General features: G+C 44.4%; 19 protein-coding genes. 18 read left to right on the forward strand and 1 reads right to left on the reverse strand.

Going from position 1 to position 20,713, the window contains the following annotated elements:
* The first annotated feature begins 227 nt into the window (after window positions 1–227).
* From cgtA to B4240_RS00585, 16 genes are all read left to right on the forward strand, one after another.
* Window positions 228–1,430 (forward strand): Obg family GTPase CgtA, encoded by a 1,203-nt coding sequence (gene cgtA, locus B4240_RS00510; RefSeq protein ID WP_296236241.1) that lies wholly within the window; start codon window positions 228–230, stop codon window positions 1,428–1,430.
* A 126-nt stretch (window positions 1,431–1,556) separates the two neighbouring features.
* Entirely contained in the window at window positions 1,557–2,729 is a 1,173-nt protein-coding gene (gene proB / locus B4240_RS00515; RefSeq protein ID WP_296236242.1) for a glutamate 5-kinase, read from the forward strand.
* Window positions 2,730–2,990: 261 nt separating this feature from the next.
* On the forward strand, window positions 2,991–4,127 hold the full coding sequence (hemE, locus tag B4240_RS00520) for a uroporphyrinogen decarboxylase (RefSeq protein ID WP_296236243.1): 1,137 nt from the start codon (window positions 2,991–2,993) through the stop codon (window positions 4,125–4,127).
* Window positions 4,128–4,306: 179 nt separating this feature from the next.
* Window positions 4,307–5,374 carry an N-acetyl-gamma-glutamyl-phosphate reductase gene (gene argC, locus B4240_RS00525; protein WP_296236244.1) on the forward strand — a complete coding sequence of 356 codons (1,068 nt, stop codon included), beginning with the start codon at window positions 4,307–4,309 and terminating at the stop codon, window positions 5,372–5,374.
* 229 nt (window positions 5,375–5,603) lie between these two features.
* Window positions 5,604–6,362 carry a hypothetical protein gene (locus tag B4240_RS00530; RefSeq protein ID WP_414707058.1) on the forward strand — a complete coding sequence of 253 codons (759 nt, stop codon included), beginning with the start codon at window positions 5,604–5,606 and terminating at the stop codon, window positions 6,360–6,362.
* A gap of 157 nt (window positions 6,363–6,519) precedes the next feature.
* Window positions 6,520–6,927 (forward strand): ATP-dependent Clp protease adaptor ClpS, encoded by a 408-nt coding sequence (locus B4240_RS00535; RefSeq protein WP_296236246.1) that lies wholly within the window; start codon window positions 6,520–6,522, stop codon window positions 6,925–6,927.
* A gap of 651 nt (window positions 6,928–7,578) precedes the next feature.
* Window positions 7,579–10,152 (forward strand): ATP-dependent Clp protease ATP-binding subunit ClpA, encoded by a 2,574-nt coding sequence (clpA, locus tag B4240_RS00540; protein ID WP_296236247.1) that lies wholly within the window; start codon window positions 7,579–7,581, stop codon window positions 10,150–10,152.
* 133 nt (window positions 10,153–10,285) lie between these two features.
* Complete coding sequence (locus tag B4240_RS00545) at window positions 10,286–11,023, forward strand: uracil-DNA glycosylase (RefSeq protein ID WP_296236248.1); 738 nt, start codon at window positions 10,286–10,288, stop codon at window positions 11,021–11,023.
* The gene (tadA, locus tag B4240_RS00550; protein WP_296236249.1) at window positions 11,024–11,572 is read left to right on the forward strand and encodes a tRNA adenosine(34) deaminase TadA; all 549 of its coding nucleotides are present in this window, start codon (window positions 11,024–11,026) and stop codon (window positions 11,570–11,572) included.
* Between the two features lie 182 nt (window positions 11,573–11,754).
* Window positions 11,755–12,510, forward strand: a complete 756-nt coding sequence (gene cmk, locus B4240_RS00555; protein ID WP_296236250.1) for a (d)CMP kinase — start codon at window positions 11,755–11,757, stop codon at window positions 12,508–12,510.
* 233 nt (window positions 12,511–12,743) lie between these two features.
* A complete protein-coding gene (rpsA, locus tag B4240_RS00560; RefSeq protein WP_296236251.1) occupies window positions 12,744–14,432 on the forward strand; it encodes a 30S ribosomal protein S1 in 1,689 nt (562 codons plus the stop codon).
* A gap of 408 nt (window positions 14,433–14,840) precedes the next feature.
* Complete coding sequence (locus B4240_RS00565; RefSeq protein ID WP_296236252.1) at window positions 14,841–15,146, forward strand: integration host factor subunit beta; 306 nt, start codon at window positions 14,841–14,843, stop codon at window positions 15,144–15,146.
* Window positions 15,147–15,219: 73 nt separating this feature from the next.
* On the forward strand, window positions 15,220–15,630 hold the full coding sequence (locus tag B4240_RS00570; RefSeq protein WP_296236253.1) for a lipopolysaccharide assembly protein LapA domain-containing protein: 411 nt from the start codon (window positions 15,220–15,222) through the stop codon (window positions 15,628–15,630).
* A 71-nt stretch (window positions 15,631–15,701) separates the two neighbouring features.
* Window positions 15,702–16,400 carry an orotidine-5'-phosphate decarboxylase gene (gene pyrF, locus B4240_RS00575; protein WP_296236254.1) on the forward strand — a complete coding sequence of 233 codons (699 nt, stop codon included), beginning with the start codon at window positions 15,702–15,704 and terminating at the stop codon, window positions 16,398–16,400.
* Between the two features lie 175 nt (window positions 16,401–16,575).
* Window positions 16,576–17,373 (forward strand): metallophosphoesterase, encoded by a 798-nt coding sequence (locus B4240_RS00580; protein ID WP_296236255.1) that lies wholly within the window; start codon window positions 16,576–16,578, stop codon window positions 17,371–17,373.
* 106 nt (window positions 17,374–17,479) lie between these two features.
* Window positions 17,480–18,316 (forward strand): histidine phosphatase family protein, encoded by an 837-nt coding sequence (locus B4240_RS00585; RefSeq protein WP_296236256.1) that lies wholly within the window; start codon window positions 17,480–17,482, stop codon window positions 18,314–18,316.
* A 167-nt stretch (window positions 18,317–18,483) separates the two neighbouring features.
* Here the strand turns inward: B4240_RS00585 and rpsT are convergent, their stop codons facing one another.
* A complete protein-coding gene (gene rpsT, locus B4240_RS00590) occupies window positions 18,484–18,750 on the reverse strand; it encodes a 30S ribosomal protein S20 (RefSeq protein ID WP_010200097.1) in 267 nt (88 codons plus the stop codon).
* A 550-nt stretch (window positions 18,751–19,300) separates the two neighbouring features.
* Between rpsT and B4240_RS00595 the strand changes: the two genes are divergently transcribed.
* Window positions 19,301–20,002, forward strand: a complete 702-nt coding sequence (locus B4240_RS00595; protein WP_296236257.1) for an NAD-dependent epimerase/dehydratase family protein — start codon at window positions 19,301–19,303, stop codon at window positions 20,000–20,002.
* A 127-nt stretch (window positions 20,003–20,129) separates the two neighbouring features.
* A complete protein-coding gene (gene rraA, locus B4240_RS00600) occupies window positions 20,130–20,645 on the forward strand; it encodes a ribonuclease E activity regulator RraA (RefSeq protein ID WP_296236264.1) in 516 nt (171 codons plus the stop codon).
* The last annotated feature ends 68 nt before the right edge of the window (window positions 20,646–20,713 follow it).

The raw sequence follows: 20,713 nt of genomic DNA on the forward strand, positions 1-20,713 counted from the left end.
GTGTCAATTATTAAAGATAGTATTCAAACACCCGATAGTCCGAATGGTTATCGGGTGTTGTTGTCATAATAAAGGCTAAGCGTGCTATTGCATGCTAGCAGCACAATTTTTAAAAAATTTTTTATAGTTATTAAGTTTTTTATAACTACCCAAACATATAGCTACCATCTAAAATACAGTCGCCGACTGTAAGCTGATAATCAAGATGGTAAATAAAGGAACGTAAGATGCGATTTATTGATGAAGCCGTCGTAACGGTAAAAGCAGGTGACGGTGGTAACGGAATCGCCAGTTTTCGCCGAGAAAAGTATGTCCCACGCGGTGGCCCTGATGGCGGCGACGGTGGAAAGGGCGGCGATGTTTATGTCATTGCCGATGACAACACCAACACGCTAGTGGACTATCGCTACACGCGCCGCTATGATGCAAAGCGCGGTGAGAACGGACAAAGTAAGAACTGTTCGGGTAAGGGTGCGGATGACATCTATTTGCCCGTGCCAATTGGTACGACGGTAGTCGATACCGAGACCGACGAAGTATTGGGCGATTTGATTGAAATTGGTCAGACTTTGCTGATTGCCAAAGGTGGCGACGGTGGTCTGGGTAATACCCATTTTAAAAGCTCGACCAACCAAGCACCGCGCAAAGCCACTTCAGGTTTTGAAGGCGAGCTAAAAGTACTTAAGTTTGAGCTAAAAGTCGTGGCTGACGTGGGTTTGGTTGGTTTGCCTAATGCGGGCAAATCTACCTTTATCCGTCAGGTTTCTGCGGCCAAACCTAAGGTTGCTGATTATCCATTTACCACTTTAGTGCCAAACTTAGGCGTAGTGGATATCGGTCGTCATCGCTCATTTGTGATGGCCGATATTCCAGGTTTAATCGAAGGCGCTTCAGAAGGCGCTGGTCTTGGTATTCGTTTTTTAAAACATGTCGCTCGTACGCGTCGTCTGCTACACTTGGTTGATGTAAAACCGGTCGATGGCAGCGATCCCGTAGAAAATGCCCGCGTTATTTTAAATGAGCTCGAGCGTTTTTCGCCTGAATTGGCCAATCTGCCACAAATTTTGGTACTAAATAAAATCGATCAGGTTGCCGAAGAAGACTTAAACGAGCTTTGTACCCATATTGTGGCTGAGCTTGGCTGGACAGGTATGGTATTTCGTACCTCGACATTGACCGGCGAAGGCGTTGATACGATTAAATACCACTTAATGAATGAGATTGAGCGTGAGCGTGAGCGCGAAATCGAAGATCCTATGTTTGCAGAAGCCCAAAAAGAGCGTTTTGAGCGCTTAGAAGCAGAAGTGCGTTTAAATACCGAAGCGCAGCGGGAAGCCTATCGTGCGGCTCGTAAGGCGGCGCGTGAAGGAACGAATTTAGACGACGATGACGATTTCGACGATGGCGTTGAAGTGGTATACGTTCCTTAAGTATCGCTAAGGTTAAATAGGCCCAAGGCTAAATCAACAAGCGTTTATTTTTCGTTTTTTACATAGGTGGGCGTACAGTTTTAATATAATCCACGTAATTCATTTACCCTAGCAACAGGAGTTTATATGGCAGTTGACATAGAGAACACGACAGAAGAAGCAAGGTTTGTTAAGCAAGCTCGCAACTTTGATATTCGGCGCGTTATTGTCAAGATTGGCTCATCGTTATTAACCAATAATGGACGAGGGCTCGATCGAACTGCCATTTACGAATGGGCAAAGCAGATTGCAAAACTGCATAAGCAAGGCGTGGAAGTCTTACTAGTGTCATCAGGTGCCGTCGCTGAAGGCGTGGTACGCATGAATCTGGATGAGCGCCCAAGAAAACTGGCGGCGCTACAAGCCTGTGCGTCTATTGGCCAGATGGGCTTGATTGAAACTTGGTGGTCGGCATTGATTCAGCATGGTATTCAAAGCGCGCAGCTGCTACTGACCCATGATGATTTATCTAGCCGTAGTCGCTATTTGAACACGACGGGGGCGCTAACGCAATTGTTAGAGTGGCGCGTACTACCAGTGATTAATGAAAACGATACCATCACCATTGACGAAATCAAATTCGGCGACAATGACACCTTAGGCGCAATGGCCGCGGCGATGGTTAATGCTGATTTGTACATTATCTTAACCGATCAAGAAGGGGTCTTTACCGACAATCCTCGCCATAATCCAAACGCCAAAATGATACGCCAAGAGCGGGCGATGGCCGACTATTTATTTGATATTGCTGGCGATGGCGGCAAACTTGGTCGCGGTGGTATGCTCACCAAAATCCGTGCCGGTCGGCTTGCTGCTATGGGCGGCTGTCCGACGGTTATCGTCAGCGGCGCTATCGACGATGTCATTACGCGTGTGGTATCTGGTGAAGCTGTCGGTACGCTACTGACCACCAATGATGAAGATAAAATCATCGCTCGTAAACAGTGGCTAGCGGCGCATTTGCGTATGGCTGGCACGTTGATTGTCGATGCGGGCGCTGTAAAAGCGGTCGTCGAGCATCACAAGAGTTTATTGCCAGTCGGCGTCGTCGAAGTACGCGGTGATTTCGATGAAGGCGACGTGGTTGAGATTGTGCACCAAGACACGGGCGAGCGTATCGCGGTCGGTCAAGTGAATTTCTCATCGCGTGACGCTTGCCGTGTGGCTCGTGAGCGTACCGAGCAGTTTGATAGAATCCTTGGTAGTAAGGAGGAGCGTGTGGTTATGGTACACCGAGACAATTTGGCGCTGACAGCGTAGCTTGGCGTTAACAGCGTAGCCATTTTTGGCCTATTGAGAGGGCCATCGACTGAATGACGGTCATACCCTAGTAGGTGTTTTCAAAGCTTAATAGTAAAGGGCATTTAACATACAAAAGCAGCTATCGACTGACGATAGAGTTTTTAGAGTTAAATGCCGTTATCTATCGGTGATAAGCGTTTATTATTTTTTTCTTTCACTTATTTTATCTAGCCCTGTTATTCATTTTATTTAATACAGGGCTGTTTTGGAGAGTTGTACATGAGTGCTTTAGACAGTAACCATGCGCTTGAGCAGAACTTTGCGCCTTTAAAAAACGATAGATTGCTACGAGCACTCCGCTTTGAGCCCATAGATACGACGCCTGTGTGGATGATGCGCCAAGCCGGCCGTTATTTACCAGAATATAAAGCCACGCGCGCTGAAGCTGGTGATTTTATGAGCCTGTGTAAAGATACCGCGCGTGCGACTGAAGTTACCTTGCAGCCGTTACGTCGTTTTGATTTAGACGCCGCCATCTTATTTAGTGATATTCTAACCATTCCTGATGCCATGGGGCTTGGGTTGTATTTTGAAACGGGTGAAGGCCCGAAGTTTAAACATCCGATTCGTACGCAAGCGGATTTAGACAGATTGCCAGTGCTGGATGTTAATGATTCGCTTGATTATGTCATGCGGGCGGTGACAAGTATCCGTAAAGCGCTAAACGGACAAGTGCCATTGTTTGGTTTTTCTGGTAGTCCTTGGACGCTAGCAACCTATATGATTGAGGGCGGTAGCTCAAAAGATTATCGCTATACCAAAGGATTTTTATACAGCAATCCTGATTTTTTACATCAATTATTAGACAAACTAGCAAGAGCGGTGATTGATTATTTGGATGCGCAAGTGGTTGCTGGGGCGCAAATCTTACAGATATTTGATAGCTGGGGCGGCGCCCTTGGCCATCGTCAATTTGTCGATTTCTCGCATGCCTATAATAAGCGCATTGTCGCTGAGCTAAAAGTGCGCCATCCCGATATACCCGTCGTACTATTTACCAAAGGCGGCGGAATTTGGCTTGACGTGCAAGCCGATAGCGAGGCCGATGCTTTGGGTCTAGACTGGACGATGCCAATTAACCGTGCTCGTCAAGTGCTGACGGAAAGTCAGCGTCAATTGACCAAACAACATAAAAAACTACAAAGCAGCAAGGCCATTCAGGGTAACCTAGACCCCGCGACTTTATACGGCTCGCCTGCAACCATCCGTGCTGAAGTCAATGCCATGCTCGATAGCGCGTACGCCAGTGGCGAAAAAACGGGCTATGTGGCAAACTTAGGTCATGGTATTACCCAGTGGGTCGACCCTGAAAATGCCAAAGTATTTATCGATGCGGTGCATGACTATAAAATTTAAGTCATAAATTTAAGTTATAAAATTTAACACCGCTAACCATTAAATGAGCGAGCGTTTAACAGTGCTAGTAATAGCGCTCATATTTAGCAGCTAATAAGGTTTAATGTTAACTTTAGACCTTATGGCTGCCTAGATTAGCTATCAAGATTTTTATGCATTAAGAGAAAAAAGGATATCTTATGATTTCAGCAGCGATTGTTGGTGGCACAGGCTACACAGGTATTGAGCTCATCCGCTTATTATCTGCCCATCCTGAAGTGTCTATTGATTTGCTCACCTCGCGTAGCGAAGCCGGCACCCGCGCTGATGAGATATTCCCAAGCTTACGCGGTATCTCAGATATCGTTTTTAGTGACTTAGGTGATGAGACGCTTGCTACCTTACAACAATGCGATGTGGTGTTTTTTGCCACTCCGCATGGCGTAGCAATGAAGCAGGCAGAGGCGTTAACCGAAGCGGGCGTCAAGGTCATTGATTTGGCGGCAGATTTTCGCTTGCAGTCATTAGCCGATTTTGAACATTGGTATCAGCAGGCGCATGCGTGTCCTGAATTGTTAAGGACAGCCGTTTATGGTTTGCCTGAAATCAATCGAGAAAAACTTGCCAATGCCTTGGTCGTTGGCAACCCTGGCTGCTATCCAACCACGGCTATTTTGGGCCTAAAGCCCATTATTGATGCGCAAAATCAGCAAGCAGAGAGGTTGGTTGAGTCACGTATCGTTATCGATGCAAAATCTGGTGTTTCGGGTGCAGGTCGTCAGGCAAAGCTTGCCCTTAACTATGCTGAAACGACAGACAATTTTAAAGCCTACAGCGTTGAAGGTCATCGGCATTTGCCAGAGATTGAGCAAGGCGTTGCGCAGTTGCTAGAAAGCCAATTTAGCCATCGTATTCGTTTTTTACCGCATCTGGTACCGATGATACGCGGCATGCTGAGCTCCATCCATTTAGAGCTGACAGAGGCGGGCGCTGCTATTGATTGGCAGCAAGTATTTGGGACAAGCTATGCGGCAGAGCCATTTATTGATGTGATGCCAAGAGGCGTTTATCCAGATACGCGCAGTGTGCGCGCCAGTAATCGCTTACGTATTGGTATTTACCAAGACAATGAGCGTGCCGAGCTGACGGTGATTGTTGTGCAAGACAATTTGGTGAAAGGCGCCGCTGGGCAAGCAGTACAAAATATGAATGTGATGTTTGGTTTCGATGAAACACTGGGCTTAAACTTTGCCCCTATCGTTCCTTAACAGATGTTTATTAGCTATCAAATCCTTCATATTAATGGCGCTAGGTATTGATTATAAATTCCGCTATAATAACCTGCCCTTATTGTTAAGAGATATCGTCTAAATGCGTTTGAAGAGTGCACCACGCCTTTGCCAACAGCCTGCACGTTTAGCGTGCCAAGACTCTGTTTCCTATGATGTGGGGCGCGTTTCGCATCTCTCTTATTCTAAGTATTACCGCAATGATGCGATGATAAACAGTCGTGCTATTAGTCGTACACAGCAAGGTGCTTCTACCTTAGTTTTGGCATTATTTGTAGTGGCGATATTGGTAACGGCCGTGGTTAGTCTGGCATTTGGTCATAAGCTTGGTTATCAGCGTGGCTACTATTCGATGCAGACCGAAGCCAAGCAAGCGGTTATTACCAGCCAAGAAGCGACGCAGGAGCTAAAAGATTTACGCCTTAGTAGCAAAATAGCCGCCAACGAAGCAGCTACCGCTAAACAAGAGTTAGAAATAAGCTTGGCAAACCTAAAAGAGCTGCGCGAAAATCAGCAGGAACTGACGGTTGAAAGCAAGCAAGTGGCACAGCTTAATGAGATATATGCCGAAATTATTAGCGAGAAAGGCGGTATGCCTTTACAAATACTGGGCGCTAAGATTGAGCCATTGCCTGAGAATGCTTTTGAATACGGCTTCGATATTGGTATGCTTGCCAGCGACGGCAAAGCTAAGCGCTTAAAACCGACTTTAACCTTGCTTAATGACAATGATTTTGTAGAAGTACCGTTGGACCCATCAAGTTATACCATTGAAGGCATAGCGCGTATTCGTGGTCGTTTTATGCTGCCAGCAGGCTTTAAACCTTTACAGGTTAAACTGAACTTAAAAGCAGGCGGACAAGAAGTAGAGCAGTTATATGACTGGAAGCTTGGCGATAAGGTTGATAGTATGCCGTTGTCGTTGCTAGACTTACCAGAGCTTGATGAAAGCCCCGTTGAGCCTTAATCCTTTAGTATTTGATTGAGCTTTTATTTTTTCATCTGTAAAATTTTTGTGTCCAACGGCTTATGCCTAATGTTTAATGTCATGTGACATGTCTGCTGATCCTTTTTCATTCTTCCTTATACTGTTATAAACCTCTCTGTTAATTTATATTTTAATTATGACAAAACAAACCATATTACAATTGACGCCCACCGTTGCAGATTGGCATCTTCCAAATATGCCTCTGCATTTGGCGCAAGATGGCGATACTGAGGCTGAAACCTCTCCGCAAGCTGATGTATTAGTGGCAGAGCCAGAAGTAGCAAAGCCGCCGATGTATGCTGTGGTCATGTACAACGATAACTACACTCCGATGGAGTTCGTCGTCTATGTGCTGCAGTCCGAATTCCGTCACAGCATGGAGACAGCCGTTGAGATTATGCTGACGATTCACAATAGTAGCAAAGGTATTGCTGGTGTCTATCCTAAAGACATCGCTGAAACCAAAGCCAAAAAGGTTAATAGTCTTGCTCACCGTGAAGGTTATCCTTTATTGACTCAGATCGAGCCGCATCAAGGCGAATAATTTTTAGCGTATTTTTGTTTTCATTCTTCTTCAATTCTTACCGTTTTTTAGTTTTCTCGTTTCTATCCCTCAACAAATCTTTCTAACATAGAGCAGGCCTGACGTGTTATTCACGGGCTTGCTCTAAAATACTTATCTCCTATAAGTGTGGTAGTAGTTCTTTTAATTATTATCCTCTCACTCTTTCTATCCTTTAATTTCAGACTTGATTTTGCGCCGCTATAGCCTTATATATTCAAGTATACTCTTGTACACTTAGTGGCATCTAGCCCCTCATTTTCTACCAGTCATTTTGACCTTTTTTTATTTTTATCCTAGCCAACCGTTAATTTCGAAAATATCTAATTGAAGTGCTTTATTGTCTGTTATTTATGTTATATCCGAGATTCTATATCCGATCATAGACGTGCTGGACACTTCGATACATTTTAGTAAGCGTTAAAAGATTGACTATGTTTAAGTATCATGTTGAGATAAAGGTAAGACGCAAATAACACTCAAGCCAAGGAAGGCATCATTCAATAATGTACAGTCATGTCTGTTAATAATCTCAACATTGCCCTTGAACAATCCATCTATCGCCCTGATTTAGTTACTAACTCATTCATAAAGCTATCAATAATAAGATAGGTACAACCGTAGGAAGTCCTTATGTTAAGTCGTCATCTTGAAGTTTCTTTGCGTTTAGCAATGACACTTGCGCGCCAAAAATCGCATGAGTATCTCACTGTTGAACATCTGCTATTGGCATTATTGGAAAATACCAATGCTGCCAATACGTTGACTGCTTGCAATGCCAATGTGTCAACGTTGCGTAGTGAGCTAGAAGCTTATATCAATAAGCATACGCCAACAGTAGACGCAGATTCTGAACAATCACCCCAGCCAACCCAGAGCTTTGACCGTATTTTGCAGCGTGCTATTTTCCACGTGCAGTCTATCGGTGGCGGTCGTTTGGTTGAAGGTTCTGATATTTTGGTATCCATGTTTTCAGAGCATGACACCTATGCCGTTTATTTGCTTAAAAAGCAGGGCATCAGCCGTCTTGAATTGACCCAGTATTTATCACATGGTCAAGATAAGGACGAGCCATCTGAGCCACGTGCTTCGATGACTGGTGAGCGCCGCAGTGCGTCAGAAAAAACCAGTAAAGACCCGTTGGTTGAATTTGCCACCAACTTAAACCAACGCGCCGCTGAAGGCAAAACTGACCCATTGATTGGTCGTGGCCCAGAAATTGAGCGCGCCGCCCAAGTATTATGCCGTCGCCGTAAAAACAATCCCCTACTTGTTGGTGAGCCGGGCGTTGGTAAAACCTCGATTGCCGAAGGTTTGGCGTGGTTGATTATCAATGATAAAGCACCAAAACCTTTAAATGGCTGCGTGATTTATAGCCTAGATATTGGCTCATTAATCGCTGGTACTAAGTATCGCGGTGATTTTGAAAAACGCATGAAGTCGCTACTTGATGCATTAAAGAAAAAACCCAATGCGATTTTGTTTATTGATGAGATTCATATGATTATTGGCGCAGGCTCGTCAATGAGCAGCAATATGGATGTCTCAAACTTAATCAAACCAGCCCTTGCTAATGGTGAGCTGCGCTGTATTGGTTCAACGACCTTTACTGAATATCGTCAAGTGTTTGAAAAAGATCATGCCTTGTCACGTCGTTTCCAAAAAATTGACGTAAAAGAACCAAGTGTCGATGACAGTATTGATATCTTACGTGGGCTGAAACCACGTTATGAAGAATTTCATAATGTCGAATATACCGATGAGGCCTTAGTAACCGCCGTTCAATTATCGGCCAAACACATTCACGAGCGTTTTTTACCCGATAAAGCCATCGACGTCATCGATGAAGCGGGTGCTTATAAGCGCTTGGGCATCGTCGCGGATTTGGATGATATTGATGCCGAAGAAAACTTTATTGCCAATTTAGAGCAAGATTTTGATGCGCAAATCGAGGCCGATGAAGAAGGTCTTGCTGGCGATAGTGACGATGACAGCCTTGATGACGCAAGCACTGCCAATGAAATGCAAGCGGAAGCAGAGTCGGCAAAAGCCAATGATAAAGCTAGTGGCGCTAAAAAATCTAAAGCCAAACGCGCGCCGATAAAAATCGATGTTGCCGATATCGAAGCCATCATTGCTAAGCTTGCGCGTATTCCGCCCAAATCAGTATCGAGTGACGATAAGAGCATTCTTGAGCACTTGGACCGTGATCTTAAGCACTTGGTATTTGGTCAAGATGAAGCGATTGAAACCTTGGCGGATGCGATTAAACTGTCGCGTGCCGGTCTAAAAGCGCCGGATAAACCAATTGGCTCGTTTATGTTTGCAGGTCCTACGGGCGTTGGTAAAACAGAAGTGTCGCGTCAACTGGCCAACTTACTCGGCGTAGAGCTGGTACGCTTTGATATGTCAGAGTATATGGAAGCGCATACTGCATCACGTTTGATTGGTGCGCCTCCGGGTTATGTCGGTTATGACCAAGGTGGTTTGCTAACCGAAAAAATCAATCAGCATCCGCATTGCGTCTTGCTGCTTGATGAAATCGAAAAAGCGCACCCTGATGTCTTTAACTTGTTATTACAAGTCATGGATCATGGTACCTTGACTGATAACAATGGCCGCGTGGCTATCTTTAAACAAGTCATTATCATCATGACCACCAACGTCGGTGCTGAAAGTATCAGCCGCTCTTCTATGGGCTTTACCCAGCAAGATCACAGCCGCGATAATACAGAAGCGCTCAAACGTGTCTTTACCCCTGAGTTCCGTAACCGTTTGGATGCGATTATTCAGTTTAACGCGTTAGATACCTCGGTCGTGGTCTCAGTGGTCGATAAGTTCTTGGTTGAGCTGCAAGTACAGCTTGATGATAAGCAAGTGACGCTAGAGATTGACGATGAAGTCCGTGATTACTTGGCGGATAAAGGTTATGATCGCCTAATGGGCGCGCGTCCTATGCAGCGCCTAATTCAAGACGAGATCAAAAAGCCACTCGCAAGTATGATTTTGTTTGGTGACTTGGTGAATGGCGGGGTCGTACATCTAAGCTTAGAGCCAAAAGAAGATAGTGAGCAAGACGGCGCGTCTGTTAAGCTTGAGAAAAATAGCGCTAAATCTTCGGATATAGGGTCATCAGACAGCCGTATTATCTTAACGGTCGTTGAGACGCATGAGCCGCGTCCAGATTCTGAGTCACTAGCCAGCTAAGTTCTTGCTACTGATATAACAACAAGGTTACGGCGTTATAAAACGGTTACAATGGTAGCCGTTTTTTTATTGCTATAATTTATTGAATAACAGTACCTCCAATTATCCTATAACAAATAAAAAAGGCCACATCATGGAAAAGTTCGATGAAAAATCTGTAAAAACAGAGGCGCAAAAAAAAGCAATTTTAGACAATGTACGCTTGCCAGAAGACTGGAAAAAAGCCCTAGCAGAAGAATTGACTTCTGCTAACATGGATGACTTACGGGCGTTTTTAAAAGAAGCGTATCAGTCAGACGACAGTATCTATCCACCAGCACCGCTGATGTTTAATGCTTTTAATCTGACGCCTTTATCGCAGGTCAAAGTCGTGATACTGGGTCAGGACCCTTACCATCGTCCAGGTCAAGCAATGGGGCTGTCGTTTTCTGTGCCAAAAACCATTCCAAAGCCGCCGTCCCTAAACAACGTGCTAAAAGAGATGGCAGATGATATCGGTATCGCCCCTTCAAAACATGGTGATTTAACCTACTGGGCGCAGCAAGGCGTTTTATTATTAAACAGCTCACTGACTGTGCAAGAAGGCGAGCCAAACAGCCATCAACATAAAGGCTGGGAGCAATTTACTGATGCGGTGATTGATGTGGTTAATGAGCAAACAGAGCATACCGTATTTATTTTATGGGGCAGTAAAGCCCAGAAAAAGGGCAAATATATCAATACTGATAAACATTTAATTTTAACCGCTGTGCATCCATCGCCCCTTGCTGCTAACCGTGGTGGGTTTTTTGGTTCTAAGCCGTTTTCTAAAACCAATGACTATCTGGTACAGCATGGCCGAAAACCGATTGATTGGCAGTTGCCGCAATAAATGAAAAATATACAAAATATAAGCTTGCAGCCATATCAGCCAATTCATAGCCAACTTACTACAGGTAAGTTTTGGTCAGATGAAGATGTTAAATGGATGCAAAAAGCTCTTGAGCTTGCCGAGCAGGGTGCTAAGCGTGCAGAAGTGCCCGTAGGGGCGGTATTGGTACATGAGCAGCAGGTTATAGGGCAAGGGTTTAATGAGCCAATTGGACGTCATGATGCAACCGCTCATGCTGAAATTGTTGCGTTACGCGATGCTTGTACGCGTCTAAACAATTACCGCTTGCCATTACAAACGACGCTCTATGTGACCTTAGAGCCGTGTACCATGTGTGTTGGCGCATTGATTCATGCTCGCGTCGATAGGCTTGTCTATGCCGCAAGTGAACCAAGGGCAGGTATGGTGGGCAGTCAAATGAACTTGGCTGCCGAGCCTTTTTATAATCATCGTATTCAAGTGCATAAAGGCTTGTGCCGTGAGCAGAGTAGTCACATGCTAAAAGCTTTTTTTCGTGAGCGCCGGCAAGCAGTAAAGAACAAACGTTAAAATAGAAAGTCAGCATCAACTGTTAACAAGATATTATTGTCATTGCTAGTGATGAGAAGGTTTGTTTGCTATACTATTGCCCTATTTGCTTACGAACCAGTCTGTTGGCGTGCAAGCGTCTGATAAACCTGTAAAATTTACTCTATTTACCCCTAAGCCATGCCAACGATTAAGTGAGTGTTATGACTGCCTTCACACCTGATGCTAATGATAATAGGGACATGCCATCATTGCGCTATCCGGTTATCTGTATTGACGGTCCAAGCGGGGCGGGTAAAGGCACGGTTACCTGGCGCTTAGCCCAAGCGTTAGGGTATCAGCTGTTAGATTCTGGGGCGTTATATCGCATTGTTGGTCTAAAGGCGTTTGAAGCAGGTTTGCTGGATACAGAAGGCAAGCAAAGCATTGATGAGGCGGCGCTGTTAGCATTGACCAAAAGCTTACAGATTGTTTTTGAGCCTAATAGTGAGTCAGGCCGCATAGATATTATTGTCAATGGCGGGAAGATTGGCGAGCAAGTACGTAACGAGACGGTTGGCGGTTATGCTTCACAAGTTGCGGTCTATCCAAAGGTGCGTCAAGCGTTGCTCAAACTGCAGCAAGACATGGCGACCCAATCAGGACTGGTTGCTGATGGGCGCGACATGGGCACAGTGGTTTTTCCAGATGCCGATGTTAAGGTCTATCTGACGGCAAGTGCCAAAGCCCGTGCTGAGCGCCGTGTCACACAGCTTTTAAAGGCTGGTCAAACGGCAGATTTTGATGCGATTCTTACGACGATTAAAGCCCGTGATGAGCGTGATGAAAACCGAGAAGCAGCGCCATCAAAGCCTGCAGAAGATGCATTAGTGCTGGATAGCTCAAACCTAGACGCTGATGCGGTTTATGAGCTGGTAAAAAGACATTGTCAGGATAAAGGTATTTGTTTTAAACAGTAATAAAAACAACATATTAAGTACTAAAAGATTTCCTATCAGGGCCATTTTAGTATAAAATTGTATAAATATAAGTAAGACCGTTGTTGCTAGTGAGTTCGCTAAAATTCGCTTATTAGCAACAAACGTTTTTTTATATGGCTATATAAGATATAAAACCAGTATTTCGTTTTATACAGTCATAAATTTGATCCGTACTGTGCTGGACAGGATACGGCTATACAAAGGTAGACATAATGGAATCATTTGCTGAACTATTTGAAGCGAGCATCGAAGAAACAGGTCTTGATATCGAGCGTGGCTCGGTTATCACAGGAACTGTTGTTGCCATCGATAGCGACTGGATCACTGTTGATACAGGTCTAAAATCTGAAGGTATCGTCGCTCGTGAAGAGTTTTTAAGCGAAGAAGGCGAACTTGAAGTTGAAGTTGGCGACACAGTTGACGTCGTGGTTGAAGCGGTTGATAACGGTATGGGTCAAACCTTACTGTCGCGCGAAAAAGCCAAACGCGTTGAGACTTGGAATTTCCTTGAGAAAATCTCTGACAATGATGAGATTGTAAAAGGTATTATTTCTAGCAAAGTAAAAGGCGGCTTTACCGTTGATATCGGTTCAGTTCGCGCGTTCCTACCAGGTTCATTGGTAGACGTCCGTCCGATTCGTGATACCACGCATCTAGAAGGCAAAGAGCTAGAATTTAAAGTTATCAAACTAGATCAAAAACGTAACAACGTTGTGGTAAGTCGCCGCGCTGTTATGGAAGCTGAGAATTCAGCTGAGCGTGAAGAGCTATTGAACAAGCTTGAAGAAGGTATTGAGATCGAAGGTATCGTTAAGAACCTAACTGATTACGGTGCATTCGTTGATCTTGGCGGTATTGATGGTCTACTACACATCACTGATATGGCATGGCGCCGCATCAAGCACCCATCTGAGGTGGTTGAAGTTGGTCAAGACCTAAAAGTTAAAGTATTGAAGTTTGACCGTGAGCGCAATCGCGTCAGCCTAGGTCTAAAACAACTTGGTACCGATCCTTGGGATAACGTTGGTGGCACCTATCCAGTAGGTAGCGTGGTTAAAGCACGCGTCACCAACCTAACTGATTATGGTTGCTTCGCTGAAATTTCTGAAGGTATCGAAGGTCTAGTACACGTATCAGAAATGGATCACACCAACAAAAACATCCATCCATCAAAAGTTGTACAAGTGGGTGATGAAGTTGAAGTGATGATTCTTGATATCGACGAAGAGCGTCGCCGTATCAGCTTGGGTATCAAACAAACCTTAGCCAATCCATGGGATGAGTTTGATAAGAAACATGAGCGCGGTGATAAAATCACTGGTACGATCAAATCTATCACTGACTTTGGTATCTTTATCGGTCTAGACGGTGGTATCGATGGTCTTGTGCACTTGTCTGATATCTCTTGGAACGAAACTGGCGAAGAAGCTATCCGTAACTACAATAAAGGCGACACCGTCGAAGCAATGGTACTGTCTGTAGATTCAGAAGCCAACCGTATCAGCTTAGGCATCAAACAGTTAAGCTCTGATCCATTCAACGAATATCTAGTCAACAATGACCGCGGTGCTATCGTTAATGGTAAAGTAAAAGAAGTAGACGCTAAAGGCGCTACTATTGAGCTTGCTGACGAAGTAGAAGCTTACTTACGTGCCTCTGAGATTCAACGTGACCGCGTTGAAGATGCAACTAAGCATCTGTCTGTTGGTGATGACGTTGAAGCAAAAATCATCAGTGTGGATCGCAAGACTCGTAACATCAACTTGTCAATCAAAGCAAAAGACGAAGCTGAAGAGCGCCAAGCGATTAAAGAATTGGGAAGCTCTGGCACGACTGCTGCTGCTGGTTCTGATGCACAGCCAAAAACCATTGGTGACTTGATCAAAGAACAGATGCAGTAAGTTGTAGATTGTTAAGATAGTTATACTATAAAAAGAAAGCGACTCCGGTCGCTTTTTTTTATGTTTAGATTTGCGGATGCGCCAGAATGCTTAAAGATTTTCGGTAAAAAAGGAAACTCTTATTTTCATTTATCCTGATATCCGCTATCATTTGCAACACTGAATAACGAGATGTGAAGGTAAACCTAAATAGCTGTAAAATGATGAATAGCCTGATCGCTACTTAACGATAACGAGTTTGGGTTAAGTTAAGAGGTTTTTATCATTGATACATCAGTATTTGATAGGTGTTTGGATGTTGTTATCTTAAGCCTATAAACTTAAGTTATTTCTTTCTCTATCGTTTTTTAAAGCTTTGGGTTTAGCTCACGGCCAACTTATCTATTAATTTACAAGGTCCCTGTGATAATGCAGCAAGCAATTAACAAGTCCGAATTTATTAGTAATCTGAGTGCGAATTGTGACAACATAACGGATACCGTTGTCGATGATGCAGTACGCGAAATATTAAATTTGATGACCGATACATTAGCCAATGACGGGCGTGTAGAGGTGCGCGGCTTTGGTAGTTTTTGTCTTCATCATCGCCGCGCCCGTATGGGACGCAACCCTAAGACGGGTGAAAGCGTACCCGTACCTGCCAAAGCGATTCCACACTTTAAACCCGGCAAAGCTCTACGGGAAGCCGTCAATGATAAGGTAGCAAACGGTTAATAAAGCGGAGCCGTCAGCATGTTGCGTTCTTTGTTAAACGGTTCACACGCTTCAACAAAAAAGGAGACGTCTGATGCGCATTTTACTGCTGGTATTACTGTTTTTAAGCTTTGCTTATGCGCTTGGTTTGGTATTGGCCAATAATACGGAAGTCGGGGTGAACCTGCTATTTTCACAAGCACCGACGATGAATTTGGGCTTATTGCTGATCCTTTGCTTAATATTAGGTATCGTTATTGGGATGCTACTTGCGTTGCTCGTTTTTCGTGTCCTACAAAATAAGTGGGAAATCTCGCGTCTGCAAAAATTGAATGCCAATTTACAAGAGCAGGTGACGCAAGCCAATATCGTCATTGACCGGCAAGCGAACGCGCCGTCGGTACAAGAGGCGGTTTATAGTGCCGCAGCGAGCAATGGGCACGATAGTAGCCTGACTAACCCAGACGACAGTGCGTCTTTAACCAAGCAAAAGCGCGATTATTGAGTGCTGACCAAGCATTTTGTATTAGTACATTTATATAATCATTTAATAAACTGATAAAAAGTGGCGCAACTATGAACAACACCATCAATTCTCCAGTCATCGTTGCACTGGATAATATGACTAAAGATGCCTCTTTAGCGCTGGCGGACCAATTAGATCCAGCATTATGTCGGTTAAAAGTAGGGAAAGAGCTGTTTACCCGCTGCGGTCCAGAGATAGTCAAAGCGCTACAGCAGCGGGATTTTGACGTGTTTTTGGACTTGAAATTCCACGACATTCCGAATACCACAGCACAAGCGGTGTTAGCAGCGGCCGAGCTTGGCGTATGGATGGTCAACGTGCATGCGAGCGCGGGCTTAGAGGCGATGTCATTGGCCAAGCAGCGTTTGATGGACGGTAATTTTGAGACATTGCTGATTGCCGTTACTGTGCTGACTTCTATGGACAATCAAGCACTCATACAAACGGGTATCACTGATGGCTTAGATGCACAAGTGAGCCGTTTGGCACAATTGACCAAGCAAGCTGGGCTTGATGGCGTGGTTTGCTCAGCGCAAGAGGCCAAGACACTTAAGGCATTATGTGGTCAAGACTTTAAGCTCGTCACCCCGGGTATTCGTTTACTAGACGACAATGCGGATGATCAAAAACGCATCTGTACGCCGCAACAAGCGTTGACAGATGGCTCTGATTATTTGGTGATAGGCCGTTCAATTACGCAAGCAGCAGACCCTGCGGCTAAATTACAATTGATATTTAACGGTATTTAGCGCTAGAGATTGACAGAAACATAAAAAGACAGCCTAATCCGCTGTCTTTTTTACTTTTTGCCGCCCAACAAAAAGGTGCTACACTGGTTAAGTCTATGCTCATAAGAGTCTTAGGTAGTGGGCTTAGAAAAGGGCAATTCTTTGCAAACAGTGTGATTAAATAATAGTAGATGCTATGAAATTACAGATTTTGAGCGACTTACATATTGATAGTTATGCGCGGCAGTCGCATCCGCTAGGGCGCATCCCTAAAACGGACGCAGACGTGGTGCTAGTAGCGGGAGACACTGCCAATAGCGATAGCGGTATGCCATGGCTACAAGAGCAAGCAGCGCACTTACAGGTGCCTTTGCTTACCATCGCGGGCAATCATGAATACTTCGGCGAAGATGTGCTGCATTTTGATAAAAAGCTCGCAACTTGGGACAATTACAATACCGAGTTACAGCAAGGCGTGCGCGTCTTACAGTGTCAGCATATTGATATCGGTGAGGTGCGGATTTTAGGCTGTACGTTGTGGACGGATTATCAGTATCAAGCCAATGCCGACACCATGGCAGCTGCTAGGCGTTTTATGCGCGACTATAAACAAATTTATGCCGGTAGCGAGCTATTTTCACCCGAAGTATCGATGCAAATTCATGCTCAGCACCGTCAATGGCTGCAGCAGGCCCTGATGACTGCCAAAGCATTGGGCAAAAAAACCGTTGTCATGAGCCATCATAGTATCAGTCCGTTATCGGTCTCTGAAAAATTTGCTAACTTACCGAGTAACGCCGCCTTTGTCAGTGATTTATCAAGCTGGATGCATGAGGATTGGGCGCCTGCCCTTTGGGTGCACGGACATACGCATGAAGCCTTTGATTATCAAATTAACAAAACAAGGGTGATAGTCAATCCGCGCGCTTATCCCAATGAAGTGAGCAGTACCGAGTTGGCATTCATCTGGAACAAAGTAGTGGATATCGGATAAGCCATTTTAACCAAGCGTCTATAGCAAGACTTAAAAGCATCAGCTATATTGCAACTGACTTTATATTTTGTTCATTCCTATTAAAAAATCTGCTACGCTTACTACCATGAGTAAAATACCTAATAAAATCCCAGCAAGACTACCGGCTGAAAAGTCTGTTAGCCACCGGCCAAGCGCACCTGCGCCTTCTCACTTACCCGACAGTATGATGTCTTCGGTTGGCTTGCTGCCGGCGGATAAAAGGCTGATTTTATTTACCAGACACTCATTGCGTGAGCGCTCTGATGGTAATGGTTTTGCTAGTTATCAGTTGCCGCTGACGCCCAAAGGCCGCGTATTAGCAAAGTCTTGGGGTCGCTGGCTGGCAGAGCATCTGCCGTATTCGCTCGATGTCGATAGTATCTCAAGTCCGATTGGCCGCTGTATTGATACCGCACAGCTGATGCAAGAAGGGGCGGGGCTACGACGTGATATTGCCCATCAGTCGTTGTTGGTTGAACCCGGTAGCCTTGTGACCGAGCCGGACATTGCTAACCCCATTTTTAAAGAAATTGGCGTCCTTAATTTTATCAATCGCTTCTTACAGGGCAACCTTGAAGGCACTAAAAACGCTTATCAAGGGGGTCTTGATATTTTGTCGCTGTTTTATCAAAACCAACCTAAGCAGGGGCATTTAATGCTCGCCGTCAGCCATGATACTTTGCTATCGGCATTTTTGGCGGTGATGCTAGACGTGGCTGAGATTAATTGGAATGATTGGCCAAAGATGATGGAAGGTGTGTTTTTATGGTTTGATGATAAGCCATTTGAGCAGGCCAGTGCGTATTTCGTTTGGCGTGGTAAAGTCTATATCCGCCCAATCAGCGATTTATTGCAAGGTTACCGCGCCGCAGGCTTTCACCCGAGTAAACTGCTGTTACCGCCAGAAGTAAAATGGACCTAAGCATTTTACTACGCGTTTAATATTTTTAACAGCTAGCTTTTAACGGTTCACTTTCAACTGTTCACTTTCGAGCAGGCATAAAAAAACCTTGCCCCAGTATGAAAACCAGTAGCAAGGTTTTGGTCATGATGCTATCAAAGCGTCATGCGGTCTAAACGTGAACGATCTTAAGCTTGTAAGCCTTTGATGGTTTTGTTTAGGCGGCTCTTACGACGAGCAGCTTTATTCTTATGAATAATACCTTTGTCAGCCATACGATCAAGAACCGGTACCGCTTTTTTGTAAGCTTCGGTAGCCGCGTCATAATCTTTAGCCGCGATAGCCGCATCAACACGTTTTAAATAAGTACGAACCATAGAGCGTTGTGACGCAGAGTTCTGACGACGTTTGGTGTTTTGACGGGCGCGTTTACGAGCTTGTGCAGTATTAGCCACGCGTATCTCCTTGATAAAGACAGATAAAAATAGGAATGTTGATTGCAATAATGGGTTTAACAATCATCGGTGACGAGCAGCCTCTCGCCAAACATGATGTCGATGTCTGTTATTAGGGCACTTATCTATGATTTAAAGTGCCAAATAGTAATAGAGCATCGCACGCGCCAGAACTGTTTGGAATAATTAAACAGCGTTGACGTGTAAAGCCGGTTATCTTAGCAAATTATTGCGCCCAGAACAATATATTTGATGATTAATGCTAAAAGAAGTTATCCTAAGCCATAGATGACCGATTTTTAGCGTTTTAATAAGCGAATTATTAACCTAGTGAGCTATCATCCTAACGAGCAAAGTCGCTCACCAAAATACTGGCTTAAAGTCTTAACTGGCGCTATAAACCTTGGCGCTGATAAAATCTCTTACAATAAATTGTGTAGAATAGCGTTAGTTCTCTCTTAATTTAGGTATGATACAAAAGCAATAGAGTTCTAAAAGATATAACGTCTCAGCATTACAAATACTCCAACATGATAAAAATGGATAGGCTATGCAGCGAAAAGCAATTGTAATTGGCGCAACCGGATTGGTAGGGCAGCATCTTGTTAAGCAGCTTAGTGAGCTTTATGACACGTTGATTGTGATTGCACGCCGTCCGCCACGCTATATCAATGCCAGTATGCGTTTTTATCAGGTGAGTGATTTTGATAACTTGGCTGAAATATTTGCAAGCGTCGGCGTCGATCGTAAAACAGACGCTTTTAGCTGCCTTGGCACCACAAAAAAGCAAGCGGGTAGTGATGAAGCCTTTCGAAAAGTCGACCATGATTATAACGTCAATTTTGCCAAATTATGCCGTGCTAAAGGCGTTGAAAACTTCTTTTTACTGTCCTCAATGAATGCCGATATTGATAGCCGTTTTTTGTACAACCGAGTCAAAGCGCAAACCGAGCAATCTATTATGGCGCTGGGTTTTACCCAGTTGGTGATTCTGCGCCCATCTTTATTACTTGGTAAGCATAAAGGTCGCCCGCTCGAAAGTTTTGGTCAAAAAGCCTTTAAGCTTGTCTCGCCATTGGTGTCCGAGTCGTTATCCTTGCATCCTATTTCTGCAAAGCGCGTTGCCAGTGCCATGGCGATGAGTGCGCATGATATTTATGAGCGCAATAAATATCGCACTGAGCCAGCCATTCAAACGACAGACATTATCGAAAATAAGCAAATGCTGGCGATGACTAAGGTTAAAAAATAGCCTAAGCATAAATGTAACCTAAGTATAAACTAATAAAAATTTAAATTTCACGACTGATAGTTCAATTATTTAACCATTTAACTTAACAAGGAGCGTCACGATGTCAGACATGCTAGCAGTAAATACAATGAATAAAGACAACTTTGTCACTTGTGATTTATTGGATGCCAATCCTGAATCACAGGTATGCTTGCCCAATATCGAAGGCAAATCGTTTTATAGCTTTGGCGGCAAAGACAGGTTTTGCGGTGAAATCGTGACGGTAAAATGCTTTGAAGACAATAGCCGCGTAAAATCCCTATTAAATAGCGATGGCAAAGACAAGGACGGCAACGGCAAAGTCTTGATCGTTGACGGCGGCGGTTCGATGCGCTGCGCGCTGCTTGGTGATATGATCGCCCAATCTGCGATTGATAATGGCTGGGCAGGAGTCATTGTGTATGGTTGTGTTCGCGATGTTGATGATATGGCGCAAATGGATATCGGCGTTATGGCACTTGGTTGCATCCCGCGCAAATCAAATCGCCGCGATGAAGGCCAAACCGATATCGAAATTAGCTTTGGCGATTTAACCTTGAACTCAGGCATGTTTATTTATGCCGACAATAACGGCATTATCGCAAGTGATAAACCTTTAATTTAAACCTAAACCTAAATCTATAACCTGAGCAGCTTAGCCCAACCAATAACCACTAAAAGCCTCAGCCTAAG

The organism is Psychrobacter sp. UBA5136, assembly GCF_002414005.1.
Classification (GTDB): domain Bacteria; phylum Pseudomonadota; class Gammaproteobacteria; order Pseudomonadales; family Moraxellaceae; genus Psychrobacter.